General features: G+C 39.7%; 13 protein-coding genes and 1 tRNA gene. 3 read left to right on the top strand and 11 right to left on the bottom strand.

All coding sequences use genetic code 11. From position 1 onward, the window contains the following. The first annotated feature begins 126 nt into the window (after nt 1-126). Nucleotides 127-450, top strand: coding sequence for a hypothetical protein (locus CWC04_RS00355; RefSeq protein WP_029772472.1), 324 nt, complete (start codon nt 127-129; stop codon nt 448-450). On the opposite strand, the gene CWC04_RS00350 is transcribed toward CWC04_RS00355, so the two are convergent. From CWC04_RS00350 to CWC04_RS00325, 6 genes are all read right to left on the bottom strand, one after another. Further along, complete coding sequence (locus tag CWC04_RS00350) at nt 410-1,636, bottom strand: cyclic di-GMP phosphodiesterase (RefSeq protein WP_138684336.1); 1,227 nt, start codon at nt 1,634-1,636, stop codon at nt 410-412. The genes CWC04_RS00355 and CWC04_RS00350 overlap by 41 nt on opposite strands. A 140-nt stretch (nt 1,637-1,776) precedes the next feature. Then, the gene (locus tag CWC04_RS00345; RefSeq protein ID WP_138684335.1) at nt 1,777-4,383 is read right to left on the bottom strand and encodes an EAL domain-containing protein; all 2,607 of its coding nucleotides are present in this window, start codon (nt 4,381-4,383) and stop codon (nt 1,777-1,779) included. Nucleotides 4,384-4,402: 19 nt separating this feature from the next. Then, the gene (locus CWC04_RS00340) at nt 4,403-6,037 is read right to left on the bottom strand and encodes a methyl-accepting chemotaxis protein (RefSeq protein WP_138684334.1); all 1,635 of its coding nucleotides are present in this window, start codon (nt 6,035-6,037) and stop codon (nt 4,403-4,405) included. Between the two features lie 166 nt (nt 6,038-6,203). Next, nucleotides 6,204-6,809, bottom strand: a complete 606-nt coding sequence (locus CWC04_RS00335) for a response regulator transcription factor (RefSeq protein ID WP_201780875.1) — start codon at nt 6,807-6,809, stop codon at nt 6,204-6,206. After that, on the bottom strand, nt 6,802-8,262 hold the full coding sequence (locus CWC04_RS00330; RefSeq protein WP_138684333.1) for a PAS domain-containing sensor histidine kinase: 1,461 nt from the start codon (nt 8,260-8,262) through the stop codon (nt 6,802-6,804). The genes CWC04_RS00335 and CWC04_RS00330 overlap by 8 nt, the downstream gene beginning before the upstream one ends. 264 nt (nt 8,263-8,526) lie before the next feature. Continuing rightward, nucleotides 8,527-8,603 (bottom strand) — tRNA-Arg (locus CWC04_RS00325). Between the two features lie 386 nt (nt 8,604-8,989). Here CWC04_RS00325 and CWC04_RS00320 point away from each other — a divergent pair. Further along, nucleotides 8,990-9,172 carry a hypothetical protein gene (locus tag CWC04_RS00320; RefSeq protein WP_024031630.1) on the top strand — a complete coding sequence of 61 codons (183 nt, stop codon included), beginning with the start codon at nt 8,990-8,992 and terminating at the stop codon, nt 9,170-9,172. On the opposite strand, the gene CWC04_RS00315 is transcribed toward CWC04_RS00320, so the two are convergent. Genes CWC04_RS00315 through CWC04_RS00305 form a run of 3 tightly spaced genes read right to left on the bottom strand, consistent with a single transcriptional unit; the run spans nt 9,169 to nt 10,889 of the window. Then, nucleotides 9,169-9,975: a phosphotransferase gene (locus CWC04_RS00315; protein WP_138684332.1), complete on the bottom strand. Its 807-nt coding sequence runs from the start codon at nt 9,973-9,975 to the stop codon at nt 9,169-9,171. The genes CWC04_RS00320 and CWC04_RS00315 overlap by 4 nt on opposite strands. A gap of 3 nt (nt 9,976-9,978) precedes the next feature. Further along, a complete protein-coding gene (pnuC, locus tag CWC04_RS00310) occupies nt 9,979-10,596 on the bottom strand; it encodes a nicotinamide riboside transporter PnuC (protein WP_004588465.1) in 618 nt (205 codons plus the stop codon). 41 nt (nt 10,597-10,637) lie between these two features. Next, entirely contained in the window at nt 10,638-10,889 is a 252-nt protein-coding gene (locus CWC04_RS00305; protein ID WP_004588464.1) for a hypothetical protein, read from the bottom strand. Between the two features lie 98 nt (nt 10,890-10,987). On the opposite strand from CWC04_RS00305, the gene CWC04_RS00300 reads away from it, so the two are divergent. Next, nucleotides 10,988-11,227: a DUF2960 domain-containing protein gene (locus CWC04_RS00300; protein WP_004588463.1), complete on the top strand. Its 240-nt coding sequence runs from the start codon at nt 10,988-10,990 to the stop codon at nt 11,225-11,227. Nucleotides 11,228-11,241: 14 nt separating this feature from the next. Here the strand turns inward: CWC04_RS00300 and alr are convergent, their stop codons facing one another. Continuing rightward, the gene (gene alr / locus CWC04_RS00295; RefSeq protein WP_024031627.1) at nt 11,242-12,321 is read right to left on the bottom strand and encodes an alanine racemase; all 1,080 of its coding nucleotides are present in this window, start codon (nt 12,319-12,321) and stop codon (nt 11,242-11,244) included. Further along, nucleotides 12,321-13,700, bottom strand: a complete 1,380-nt coding sequence (gene dnaB / locus CWC04_RS00290; protein WP_126006033.1) for a replicative DNA helicase — start codon at nt 13,698-13,700, stop codon at nt 12,321-12,323. The genes alr and dnaB overlap by 1 nt, the downstream gene beginning before the upstream one ends. Nucleotides 13,701-13,770: the final 70 nt, after the last annotated feature.

The raw sequence follows: 13,770 nt of genomic DNA, 5'->3' as shown, positions 1-13,770 counted from the left end.
TAAAACTCATCGGAGCAGAAATGTGTTATTAGAGCTTATACTCTAACTGTAATTAATTATCATTTAGATTGACTTGTAATTCCCTGCATTTTAAACTCATTACAAAATCACAAAGGAAGCAAATAGGTGATCATTTTACTTATTATTGCAGGGCTCATTTTTTGTGGCGCCAGTGTGTTTTGTTTTTATAAAGCAAACTATTGTGCCTGTACACAAGCCGGCCAATGCGATAACCCCGTAAACCATTACTGGTTAGGGGCCATGCTAAATGCATTAGTGTCGTTAGCTTTTTGCTGTATTGCACTGCATGTACAGCAAGGAACATTATTATGGCTAACGTTAATGGCGAGTTGTTTTTTAGGCGCTTATATTTCTGCTAAACGCGAAAAACTTAAACGCTGTAAAAAAGCTAATTCAACAAGTGCTCTTTTAACAAACGAGCCAAATTAATTTGATAGTCTAGTGGCTTGATACTCGACACTATTTTAATACTTTGATCAGGTTCATTTAAGTCTAAGTCTTTAGGGGTGACGTGGTGCCCATGCTTAGCATTATAAAATAGCTTAACTTTAGGCTTGATGGGATTTGATTTATTGCCCTCGAGCACGAGAGCTAATCGCTCATTGGTTAATTTAACAATAGTGCCCACTGGGTGCACACCTAAACATTTAATAAAGTGCTGTACTAGCTCTGCATCAAATAGCTCTTTGTTAGCCAACAAATAACGCAGCGCATTAATGGGTTCATCCCCTTCTTGATGCGGTCTATCGGCTGTTAGCGCATCGTACACATCAACAATTGCCATCATGCGCGCTGGGCGACTAAGCTTTTCAGCTGTAATACCACGCGGATAGCCTGAGCCATCTAATCGCTCATGGTGGTTAACTATCATGTCGAGTATTAGGGGAGTAATGCCTTTTTCACCTTTAACCAAACCTAAACCTTGAGCCACATGGCGTTTAATAATATCCATTTCGCTGCTAGTGAGTTTACTTGGCCTAGAAATAATCCCCTGCGGGAGTTTAGCTTGGCCTAAATCGTGAAGTAACGCGCCCATAGCAAGCTGCTGCACGGCTTCTTCTTTATATCCTAAATATTTAGCAAACACGGCGGTGAAAATAGCGCAGTTAATCATGTGGCGCCAATTGTAGCTATGTTTGTCTTTTATGCGGGTTAAAATGGTCATTGCGCTGGTATTTCTAAATACCGAGCTGACTATATCGTTAGCCATTTCATCAATCACCTTTAAATTAACCGACAGCCCTGTGGTTACATCACCATACAAAGCTTGCAGCTTGCGATTATGCTGCTCAAAGTTGATGCTAGCTTTGGCAAATTCTTGCTCAAGGGTAATCGCAGGTTTTACAGCGGGTGGCTTTGTTTTACTGCTTGATGTGGTGCTCTTTTGTGAGGGCGCACTCTTAGGTTTGTACTTATCGGGTATGGCGGCATCGCCTTTGGTAAAGTCGATAAGCAGCTCTAAAACGCCTTCGGTTACTAAGCGTTTTATAATTGCCTGGTTTCGCACTAAGCCACTGGTTTTTATTTTTATACTGTTGAGCCCTTCATGCTGTTTGGTAACACTGTCAACAAACATACCTGGGGTGAGCTCTGAAATGGGTAACGCGATGAGCATGGCAGAAGCGTTTTCTACAATTAAATATGCCTACTAAATAGCATTGTTTAACCCTAAAAGTCTACTTTTTGAGATTTAGCAAATAATAAATAACTAGAACCATACTAAAAAGTACAAACCTAGTTATTTTATATTAAGTATTAAGCATTACATTGTGTTGCCAACATACTATGTATTGAATCGCTCGATATAGGCTTTGACAATAAAAACCCTTGTACTTGGTTGCAGCCATTATCTTGTAAAGTTTTGAGTTCGCTTTCCATTTCAACGCCCTCTGCAATCGCTATTAAATTAAAATTATGAGCAAGCGTTATAATGGCCTCTAAGATAGAAACATCACTTTTACTATCAAGTCTAGAGATAAACGAACGATCAATTTTTAATTTGTCAGCGGCAAATTGCTTTAAGTAAGCCATATTAGAGTAACCGGTACCAAAGTCATCTATCGCAAATTTAACACCAAGCTCTTTTAGAGCAGAAATAATAGTTGTTACTTTTTCTGATGATTCTAATAATGCCGATTCGGTCACTTCTAGCTCGAGTAGTTCAGGGCTTAACCCCGACTCAGACAACGCACTCTTTACATCACTTACAAGGCAGCCCTGTGTAAAGTGATGCGCAGAGCAGTTAATAGCTAATACAATTTTTTGACTATATTGCGCTTCCCACTTTGCGGCTTGCTCGCATGTTTGGTTTAAAATCCACTGCGTAATAGGAATAATCAAGCCACTTCGCTCTGCTGCCGGTATAAATTCAGCAGGTGAAACTTGCCCAAGATCTGCATGCTTCCAGCGTAATAAGGCTTCCACACCAACAACTTTACGACTATTTATATCAAACTGTGGTTGGTAGTCTAAATACAGATCTTGCTGCTCAAATGCTTGCCTTAATTGTGTTTGCACATAAAGCTTACGAACCCCTTCTTCACCCATATGCGGTGCGTAAAAACTATATGCATTTTTACCACTGTCTTTTGCATCATAAAGCGCAAGATCAGCCGCTTTTAGCATTTCTTCAAAGCTTGTTCCATGCTCTGGATAACGCGCAACGCCAATAGAAGGCGTAATAACAACTTGGTAGTCGTCAATTACAAATGCGGTATTAAACAAAAATAGCATTTCTTTTAATAAAATATTTAGCTGAGCAAGCCCTTGAGTATTGGCCAATAGTAAAAATTCATCTCCCCCTAAACGCGATATAAAATGGCTTTCATTATTAAATTGCTGCAAACGTTTTGCCACTTCAACTAACACTAAATCGCCTGCGCCATGCCCTAATGAGTCGTTAATCGCTTTAAAGTTGTCTAAATCAAGTAAAATGAGCACAACTTCCTGGTGCGTGTAACTTGCCTTAGCAACAGCTTTATCAAACTCTTCGGTTAGCTTCCAGCGGTTAATTAAACCTGTTAATGGGTCATGCATCGCCATATAAGCTAGCTTTTCGGCTGCGGCTTTCTTTTCAGATATATCGTGAACACTAATAAATGCGCCAAGCAGCTTTTGCTCTTGTAAGTTTGGGTACGCTCTAATTTCTAACGAAAAGGTATGGCCGTGATCATTCGTGTACTCTAATAGCTCAGCCGAGAACTCTTTTGCACTATTTATGTTATCAAGCAAGCTAGGTATAAATGTCGCGTTATGACCAAACAACTCGTTTAGGGTGTAATTTGCATCAACCACATCTTGAGCTATAGCCGTGAGTTTATAAGCCGCTTTATTTAAATAGCGACATCCCCCGTCTAAATTCACAATAATAATTGGTTGCCCTATGCTATCGAGCAATAACTTGGTTTGTATCTCGTGTAGTTTTAAACTTTCAAGTGCGGTGTATTCACGCTTTACCGATAACCCTAACTTGTTATTAAACCAATAAACTAAAAACAACATAGCACCACTTAGGCCAATGGCTATGTATACATAAATAATCCACTCAGCTAAGTAATCTTTTACTGCTAAGCCGGTGACTAGGTAAAGGGCGGTGTCGCCTATGCGCTTATAGTTATATAAACGGTTCTTTTTATCGTAGTAATCAGCACTTTTTAAGGTGCCTGAGTTTGACGTACTCACCATGCTATCTAATAGCTTAGGGTAGTTTTGCTCAGAGCTAGGTAAAAGGCGTGGGTAGTGGATTAAATCACTATAAGTATTATCTAAACGTATAGCTAATATGCCATGCTTACCCACATCTATAGAGGCAAAAAGTGCAGTAATTGCATCCAGTGGCATTTGTGTAGAGACCCAGCCCGACAACTCGCCACTTCTTTGTGTAGGAATAATAATATGCAGAGAGTTATTGCCTTGATCGGCGTATAACGTTTCACGCAAAGGCGGTTTTGCTTTAATAAAGCTTTCAAGCTCTACGTGCTCTGCCCCAAGGACAATATCGCCTAACGCGTTGTATACGTTTATATTTGCCAGTGAGTATTGCAGCGACTGGTTATAAGCGAACACTTCTTGCTTTTGTAAAATCACCTGCTGATTTATAAACTGATCTATTTTTCTTAGCGAGCTTAAACGCGGAAAAATAAGACCATCATAAATACGTGACTCTAATGCTAAATTAAGATTGTACTGTTGCGCTATGGTGTGCTTTTGAATTTGCGTATAACTCATGTACAAAAAGCAGCAAAGTAACAGTAATGTCCCGCCCCAAAAGCTTGCCCACTTAAAGGTTTTATTAACTAAAAACGACTTTATATTTAGCTTAGGTTTAGTTTTATCTAGCTCAACACCAATAATGCTATTCATGTATTTATAACCTTAACAGTTAAATTTTAAAGCTCATCACAGCATCATTAAGATCTGCCGCTAAATTATTAAGTTCCTGCGTAGCAACAAATGTCTGATTTGCGCCACTGGCCGTAGAGGTAGATAACTCTTTTACATTGTCTATATTTCGGTTGAGCTCTTTCGTTGCCATAGCTTGTTGTTCTGTGGCTGTAGCAATCACAATATTTTTACCGTTTATCTCACTAATTGCCCGCGTTACTTTCTCAAGTGAGGTGCTTACTTGCTCAGATTGAGTGAGGGTATAGCTTGCTTTTTGCGAGCTTTCTTTTAAAGACTCCACGGTGTTTTTGGTATGGTGTTGAATGTTACTAATTAACGACTCAATCTCTTTAGTAGACTCTTGCGTACGATGAGCAAGCGATCTCACTTCTTCTGCAACAACAGAAAAACCGCGGCCATAGTCTCCTGCACGAGCAGCTTCAATAGCGGCATTAAGTGCAAGTAAGTTGGTTTGATCGGCAATACTTTGAATAACGACCAAAACACTGGCTATTTCATCTGTGCTTTTTTCAAGTGAGCTGGTGCTGCTAGATACGGCTAATACTTCATTTACTAACTCAGAAATTGCACGCATTGATTCATCTAAATTAGCCTTTGCTTGCTGCGCATCTTGATCGGATGATTGCGATAACGCCGAGGTGACACTGGCATTATGCGAAACTTCGTCAATCGCAATATTCATTTGCGAAATTGATTCTGAAGACTGATCTATTTGCTCACTTTGCGAGCGTAAATCATTATTACTTTGCGCCATCACTTCATTAATTTGAAATGCAGCTGAGGACAGGTTTTGTGAGCTTAAAGTAATTTTTTCAACCATGCTTGATAAGTTATGCTGCATAGTGCGCATGCTATGAAAAAGCAGACTGGTTTCGTCATTATGTGCTTCGTTAATTTCAATTTGGTTATTTAAATTGCCCTGTGAAATGCTATTTAACAGTATTACAGCCTGATTTAGTGGAGTAACAATACTGCGAATAAATAACATTCCCAGCAATATATTAATTATCACAGCGGCTAAAATAACACCAACAAGAATTATGATTGCGTTATTAAATGTTTGATCCGCAGAGCGAGTTGCTTTGCTCACGCCCACTTCATTATATTTAATAAGCGCGCCTAAGTGGCGGTATAGCTCACTGCCTTTAACAGCCAGCTCTTTATTGAGCTCTATTGAGCGCTGCTGGCTTAGCGAGTTGTTTTCTATTTTGCCAATAAGCTCATTTAGGCTTTGAAAATAAGTATTAACCGCAGTACTGAGCTGATTAGCTATTGCGGTTTTTTCTGGATCATTATGTACATTTTTTAAAGTAAATAAGGTGGTTGTAATATTTGCTTCGTTTTGCACAATAATTTGTTTACTCGTGGCAATCACTGAAGAGAGCTCTGTGGCACGAATGCGCTGACCTTCTAAGCGAATACTCGCAATATCATTACTTAGCTCTTGCGCTTGTATAAGGCCTGGCACCCAATACTCATTAATGGTGTTCGTTATAGAGTTAACTTTAGATAAAACAAAAAAAGCACCGCTACCAATTAGGCATGATACTAATGTTAAAAATGCGCAAAATAATACAGCTCGTTTTGCGATGCTTACTTTTCTAATATCCATTATATTTCACAGTAGTTTAAATTGTGCGCAATGCTACGCTGTAAACTTTATAATGAAAATTGTACTCAAATGTTACTGTATCTGTACGTGCGTATGTACTGCCTATACCTTGGTATAGGGTGATTGATCCTAAAGTTAATGAGGTGTTTTATTAGGCATTTATTCATTAACCATTCATCGAAGAAAGTAACATTTCGTTCATTCTTACTAATTCGGCAAATGAACTGGCTTGCATTTTTTTAGACGCATTCGCACGGTGAATTTTTACTGTTATTAGGCTTAAATTAAGCTCAGATGCAATTTGTTTATTAAGTAAACCACTTACAGCCATACTCATTACTTCTCTTTCTCGCATACTTAACTGCTTATATTTTTGTTGTAATTGCAGCAGCTTTAGATGCGATTGGCTTTTTTGTAGGCCTTGCATTATTGCATCAAGTAAATCTTGCTCTCTAAAAGGCTTAGTTAAAAAGTCGATAGCACCGGCTTTCATTGCCTTAACCGACATAGCAATATCGCCATAACCCGTTATAAAAATAATGGGGATTTGTAAGCCTAATTGCTTTAAGTTATTTTGAAAATCTAGCCCATTATCCAAATTAACTCTCACATCTAAAATTAGGCAACTAGGGCGAGTTTGATCTACAGTGGCATTAAAATCGTGAATAGAACCATAGCCGCAAAAGTCTAATCCTACAGAGCGCACAAGGCTGCCTATAGCCTCACGAATTGCTTGCTCATCATCAATCACGATTACTAAAGGCTTATTCATATACTTCTCCCCCATCACATTGAGCCTTTAGGCTTAATATGACACATGCTCCCCCTGTTGGATTGTTACTAATCTTAATGCTCCCGTTATGATCTTTAATAATAGTGCTGCAGATAGTAAGCCCCATTCCCATGCCATTTTTTTTGGTTGTGTAAAACGCATTAAAAAATTTTGACGCACTATCACTTTTAAAACCAGGTCCATTATCTTTCATTGTTATCTCTATATTTGGGCCATTTATTTGTACCGTAATACTAATTTTTTTATCTGCTTGGTCATGTTTAAACGCCTGAATACTATTAAGTAAGAGGTTAATTATCACTTGCTGAAGAGCCACTTTATTAGCAAATAAAGCGCAATCAGCCGAGTTCCCTTGATAATCAATTGCCACATCTGTTTTATTAATTAACCCATCCATAAGGGCAAATGATTCGCTAAATATACTATTAATTGGCACTAAGGTTTTATCTATAGGTGATTTTTTAGCAAGTGCATAAATGCACTGAATAATGTCACTGGCCTTTTGAGCCCCTTTATTAATTCCAAGTAAATTTTGTTTTATTTCGTGCGTGTTTATCGGGCTTTGCGCAAGCCAGCGCCCTGCAGCTTCGCTATTTATAGTAATTGCTGAGAGCGGCTGATTAATATCATGGGCGAGCGTAGTCGTCAGCTCTCCAAGCACACTTACACGGTTTGCATGAGCCAGATCAGACTGGGCTTTGGTTTTAGCAAATTCATTTAACTTAAACTTTGTAATATCTTGAATTGCGCCAATGTATACAGCGCTTGTATCGCCATGGGGTACCCTTTTTAACAGCATACAAACATATTTAATTTTATGATTTGAAAGCATTAGCCTAAATTGCACAGAAACAAGGGATGATTCATCACTAAATTCAGTTAACGCTTCTTTTAAATTAACTATATCTGCACGATGTACTCGTCGATAAATACATGCCAAGGTTGGCTGTTTAGTTAAATCATAATCAAAAATACGGGCCGTTTCATGTGACCAAGTAACCTGTTTTGTTGGGGAATCGAAGCGAATACTGCCTGTTTTGCTCAGCTCTTGAGTTTGCGTTAAAAGCTCTTCGCTGTAGCGTAGCTTTTCACTTTTTAATTTGTTTTTTCTGATCAAAAAGGTGGTGCTAATAATAGCAACTAGGTTAACAAAGCAGTGGGCAAATTCGATAGACCATATGTTGTTATAATGGCCAAGTAAGAAGGCTAAAACGGTTAGCAGCATACAGGCTGCACTTAAGCCATATACTCGCTGTAGCGATTCTTTATTAGAGTAAAAAATTATAACAACAATATAAAAGACAGGAATAGAGATATTAATTGAGCAAAATGTATCGACAAAAAATATTGCCAAAATAACAGCAATCAATACTGAGGCTGTAATTACAGGTTTTACAGAGTTAATCCAATAAATATTAAAAATTGTATACACGAATAGGCCGCCAAAACATAGGTTAATAAATGAATAAAAAATATCCCTATGATTCAAAAGCTAATGAGCATAACTTTAGAATAAAACACAGCCAAAACGTTATGAGTTTTAGTCTAACATCCAAGAGTAAATTACATTTGTTACAAGTATATGAATAATTATTATATATTAATACAAAAATATGCATTTAAGCGCATATTTCCTCAAGGGGGCTTTTTCGGTGTAAGGTATGGAAGATAAATAATATTGAAGTGATTTGTAAAATGGCCCGCCCGAGAGGATTCGAACCTCTGGCCTCACCCTCCGGAGGGGTGCGCTCTATCCAGCTGAGCTACGGGCGGCCAATAATCATAACTACTAATGAGTTAGAGGATAATTACCTTAAGTTGTAATGTGAACTTACAAAAATGCATTATAAGCTCACTATTACTGCGCTTGTTTTATATAGCTCACCACAAGGTGGACCACGTGATATCCATTTCACCACAAAAGCACATTTGTTGCCAAAACACTAACTCGCGATATCAATGCTTTAGCACTGGCAATAATAAAGAGATCTTTAAATAAATACCAGCATCATTGAGTTATATGCCTATAAATCAAACTGTTTTTGATAAAACACTTCACAACTTGCCAAAAACAAGCTATTTATTGGTATTCGATAAAAAAATAGTAACCGTTTGGCAACATGTTCTGAATGCTTACGGATTATATAGAGGATGTAATTATGAGTTTAATGTCGACTGAGCAAGTGGCTGAGTTTTTAGGTGTAAAAGCCGAGCGGGTAAAACGCCTTGCTCGTGAGAGCTTGCTTATTGCCAAGTCTGAAGATGAAAACGGTGAACCCCAATTTGATGCTGACGAAGTAGCAAAGTACAAAGAGCTTGCCGCGCGTTTTGGCGGGCTTTAATCTTGTATCTCGTTTAATAACTTATTTAGCTGCGCGCGTAATGTGCTTGCCTTATTATTTATGTCGCGCTGCTCATACCACCCTATACACAACACCAAAAACACCACTTTAAAGTAACGTAGCTTGTCATAAGCGCAATAAAACTCACTGGGTATTGCTTGCTGGGCGCTATATTGCTCAAGCAAAGTGTGCTCTGCGTGCGCATTTAGCTCTAAGCTAACCGCAAGTGCCGCTAAATCAAAATACACGTCGTTTGTTTGCGCATATTCAAAGTCAATCAAATACATGCCACTTGAATTTACTATTAGGTTATCTTTAACTAAATCGTTATGACAAAAGCCACTGTTGTAGGGCATGTCATTAATGGCGCTTAGCGTATCTTCAATTAAGCGGCTGTGCTGTTGATATATGTTGCTATTAGCGTAATACACAAGCTCTTTTGCAATATCCATTGGCTGTGTAGCTAGAGGGTAACTATGAACGCGTGCCAACTTCTCAACTAGGTCAATACTGTAATTATTAGTAGCAATATCACCACAAATATAGCGAAATGCAGCTCGCCTGTTAGCCTTATCGAGCCAAATGGGTTTAGGGCAAACGTTATGTTGGCTAAGTGCAGTTTGGGCTTGTAGCCCTATTTTAGGCCAATGTGATTTGTAGCATTTTAATAAGTAGTTTTGCTGTGCGGTTTTTATTAGGTAATTGTCGTTACTTAAACCATTCACTAATTTAGTGGTTTGTAGCACGTGTTCAGGTGCCACAAACTCACTACATAACGCGGCAATATTTGGATTACGGTGCATGCGTTATAATTGCGCTAATGGCTTAGCTTGGCTTTGCTCGTACTCTTCGTACCAGGTTTTAAATCCCCACGCGGCCATAATAGTGTAAAAAATAAATAGCGCGAGCGTTGGGTAATAGCCTTTTTCGTAATACAAATACATAGAGGCCGCATCAATAACAATCCAATACAGCCAGTTTTCGAGTACTTTTTTAGCAACCAAATACGTGGTTACCACCGCAAAACAGGTTGTAAAGCTATCTAGGTAGGCAAAATCGGCGTGGGTGTAGTTTTGCATTACATAGCCAATAATAATGGCCGCTAAGCTCGTAGCGCCTATAAGAATGGCGTGGCGTTGTGTAGACCATGAGGTAATACTAATATTATCTGCTTTGCCTTTGCGCCATACCATCCAGCCAAATACAGCCATGTACATGTAATAAAAATTGAGTAGCGACTCCATAAGCAGCGCGCCATTCCAGTACATTATGGTATAAATAAGCGTGCTAAAAAAAGCGGCAGGCCAGCACCATAGGCTCTCTTTTATTGCCAGTAACAAATAAGCAATAGACAACCCTACCGCAATATATTCCCAATGCGACATTGCTGTAAAACCACTTAAGGTTTGTGTTAAAAAATCCATGTGTGCGGTTACCGTTTTTAATACACGTTAAATAAAGGCGATTACTCTGGAGATAAATCGCCAGATAAAAACTTACAAACAAAAATAGCCTTACCAAACTCTTCGTACGAGCGTTTAATTTCAGTGTTTAGCACTTGCATTACTAAATCGTAATCGCCAAAAATTTGCGTAGAAAGCGTGTTGGTGATCACTTTTAAGTTGTCGTATTCGTTTAAACGGTCAATAAAGCCCTTAATAAACGGGATGTAATCTTGATGAAGTGGGTATTTACTGATCTCTACTGATAATTTCATTTTAAACTCTACTTTTAATTATTTGATTTCAACAAATCGTTCAATGCCAGTTCAATACAGTGTAAAATTACACTCACACTCAATTAGCTGAGCTTATTATGGCACGCAGAATAACCTATACATTTAAAAACCAACCGCGCGAAATTAACTTCGCAAAAGACAAATACCACGACATGTATCAAGCTATTGCCGCTGCCGAAGGTATTGATTTAACCAACTACTTAAACATGGTACGCCAAATAGAAATGACCTCAAAAGGCTCTTCGGCTGTACGTAACTTTCGTGACCAAGAATTTGCCCGTATGGGCTTTAGTGATATTTACTTTATTAAAGAATAAATATCACTTATTAACTATCGCTGGTACTCGTAACTTACGCGCGGTGTAATATTACACAGTAATTCGTAAGGGATAGTATCGGCGCAGTGGGCTATTTCTTCAACCGGAAGCTCCGGCCCCCACATTGTAACGCTGTCGCCTACTTTAACATTGTGCTCGTTTTCGCCTATATCAATGCTTATCATATCCATAGACACACTGCCTACAATACCGTAACGCTGCCCTGCAATCATAACCGGTGTGCCTTCTTTGGCATGACGCGGATAGCCATCGCCATAACCCATAGCCACTACGGCTAATTGGGTCGGTTTATCACTTTGCCAACGGCCTCCGTACCCTACTCGCTCATGGGCGGCAACATCACGCACTGCAATCACCTTTGTGGTTAAACGCATGACGGGCTTTAAATTGTGTTCTTGCCCTGTGCAGTTTGCCATTGGCGACACCCCATAAAGCATAAGTCCTGGGCGTATCCAATCACCGTGTCCTGCAGGCCAAGCTATAATACCGGCCGAGTTTGATAAACAATGCGCTTGGTCTATGCCCTTTACAAGCGTATCAAATAAGCTAATTTGCTGCGCCGTTTTAGTATTGTGCGTATCATCGGCACACGAAAAATGGGTCATCAAATTAATGGTGCTTTTAGCATTGGGTGTGCGCTGCAAGCGACTATAAAACGCGTCAAACTGCTCCGGTGCTATACCTAATCGGTGCATGCCGGTGTTTATTTTTAGCCAGCAAGTAATTGGCGCATCTAAGGTGGCATTTTCTATTGCTGCAAGCTGGTTTTCGTCGTGCACAATAGTTTGAAAATTATTAGCCAATAAAATAGGTAAGTCGGCTTTATTAAAAAAACCTTCAAGCAGTACTATTGGCTTTGTTAAACCACCGGCGCGCAGTGCGAGGGCTTCATCAATTCGGGCAACAGCAAATGCATCAGCACTATTTAAGTGCTGGGCAATTTTTACTAAACCATGCCCATACGCATTGGCTTTTAATACCGCCATTATTTTGCTATTTGGCGCAAAACGTTTTACCTGCGATAAGTTATGCGCAAGGGCGGTTAGGTTAATTTCGGCAGTGGCAAGGCGCATTAGTATTCATCATCAACTGCTGGCCCCGCGTAATTATCAAAGCGAGAAAATTGCCCTTGGAAGGTTAAGCGCACTTTACCAATTGGGCCGTTACGCTGTTTACCTATGATAATTTCGGCGATGCCTTTTTCTGTACTGTCTTCGTTGTATACCTCATCACGGTATATAAACATGATTAAATCGGCATCTTGCTCTATCGAACCCGACTCACGTAAATCTGAGTTAATTGGGCGTTTATCGGCACGTTGCTCTAGCGTACGGTTTAGCTGCGAAAGCGCAATAACCGGGCACTGTAACTCTTTAGCGAGCGCTTTTAATGAACGCGATATTTCGGCAATCTCTAAAGTACGATTATCTGATAAACTAGGTACGCGCATTAACTGAAGGTAATCGACCATGATCATACTAATACCACCGTGGTCGCGCGCTATACGTCTTGCACGTGAACGCACATCGGTAGGTGTAAGCCCCGATGCATCATCAACATACATTTTGCCTTTTTCCATCAACAGCCCCATAGTTGATGAAAGGCGTGCCCAATCGTCATCATCTAGCTGGCCAGTACGTACCTTAGTTTGGTTAATACGACCAAGTGATGCCAACATCCTCATCATAATTTGTTCAGAGGGCATCTCTAATGAGTAAATAAGCACAGGCTTGTCTTGCGTCATTGCGGCGTGCTCAGCAAGGTTCATCGCAAAGGTGGTTTTACCCATCGACGGACGTGCTGCAACAATAATTAAATCAGAAGGCTGCATACCTGCTGTCATTTTATCTAAATCAGCATACCCAGTGCTTACACCGGTTACACCGTCTTGCGGCGACTGGTATAGCTCTTCGATTTTATCGACGGTTTTTTCAAGAATGTTATGAATGCTTTGCGGGCCTTCGGTACTTTTTGTACGTTGCTCAGCAATTTTAAATACCTTACTCTCGGCAAAGTCTAATAAGTCGTGGCTGGTGCGCCCTTCTGGGTTAAAACCAGCTTCGGCTATTTCATTAGCTACGCCAATCATTTCGCGTACTACCGCGCGCTCACGCACAATATTGGCGTATGCATCGATATTGGCAGCACTTGGGGTGTTTTTAGCTATTTCAGCTAAGTAAGCAAAACCACCAATACCAGCAAGTTGATTATTTTTTTCAAGGCTTTCTGAAATTGTAATTAAATCTATCGGATCGCCAATTTCAGCAAGCGCCGTCATCGCCTCAAAAATTAACTTGTGCGTGCGGGTATAAAAGTCCTGCGCAACAACCAGCTCTGCTACGCGGTCAAACGCTTGGTTATCAAGCATTAAGCCACCTAAAACAGATTGTTCAGCTTCTATTGAATGGGGAGGGACTTTAAGGGTATCGACTTGCTTATCTGGTTTGGCCATAACTTCACAGTACTAAAATTGAATGGCTCTATTCTATCGACTTGGCGGGGCTGTGCAAATAGCAAAGCAG

The sequence above is a fragment of the Pseudoalteromonas sp. S2893 genome (assembly GCF_005887105.1).
Taxonomy (GTDB): domain Bacteria; phylum Pseudomonadota; class Gammaproteobacteria; order Enterobacterales; family Alteromonadaceae; genus Pseudoalteromonas; species Pseudoalteromonas atlantica.
This window is presented reverse-complemented; position numbering and strand designations above follow the sequence as displayed.

What these genes read in the sequence shown, in the direction of transcription:
- CWC04_RS00350 (WP_138684336.1), bottom strand. Translation starts at nt 1,636, where the DNA reads ATGCTCATCGCGTTACCCATTTCAGAGCTCACCCCAGGTATGTTTGTT.
- CWC04_RS00345 (WP_138684335.1), bottom strand. Translation starts at nt 4,383, where the DNA reads ATGAATAGCATTATTGGTGTTGAGCTAGATAAAACTAAACCTAAGCTA.
- CWC04_RS00340 (WP_138684334.1), bottom strand. Translation starts at nt 6,037, where the DNA reads ATGGATATTAGAAAAGTAAGCATCGCAAAACGAGCTGTATTATTTTGC.
- CWC04_RS00335 (WP_201780875.1), bottom strand. Translation starts at nt 6,809, where the DNA reads ATGAATAAGCCTTTAGTAATCGTGATTGATGATGAGCAAGCAATTCGT.
- CWC04_RS00320 (WP_024031630.1), top strand. Translation starts at nt 8,990, where the DNA reads ATGAGTTTAATGTCGACTGAGCAAGTGGCTGAGTTTTTAGGTGTAAAA.
- CWC04_RS00315 (WP_138684332.1), bottom strand. Translation starts at nt 9,975, where the DNA reads ATGCACCGTAATCCAAATATTGCCGCGTTATGTAGTGAGTTTGTGGCA.
- pnuC (WP_004588465.1), bottom strand. Translation starts at nt 10,596, where the DNA reads ATGGATTTTTTAACACAAACCTTAAGTGGTTTTACAGCAATGTCGCAT.
- CWC04_RS00305 (WP_004588464.1), bottom strand. Translation starts at nt 10,889, where the DNA reads ATGAAATTATCAGTAGAGATCAGTAAATACCCACTTCATCAAGATTAC.
- CWC04_RS00300 (WP_004588463.1), top strand. Translation starts at nt 10,988, where the DNA reads ATGGCACGCAGAATAACCTATACATTTAAAAACCAACCGCGCGAAATT.
- alr (WP_024031627.1), bottom strand. Translation starts at nt 12,321, where the DNA reads ATGCGCCTTGCCACTGCCGAAATTAACCTAACCGCCCTTGCGCATAAC.
- dnaB (WP_126006033.1), bottom strand. Translation starts at nt 13,700, where the DNA reads ATGGCCAAACCAGATAAGCAAGTCGATACCCTTAAAGTCCCTCCCCAT.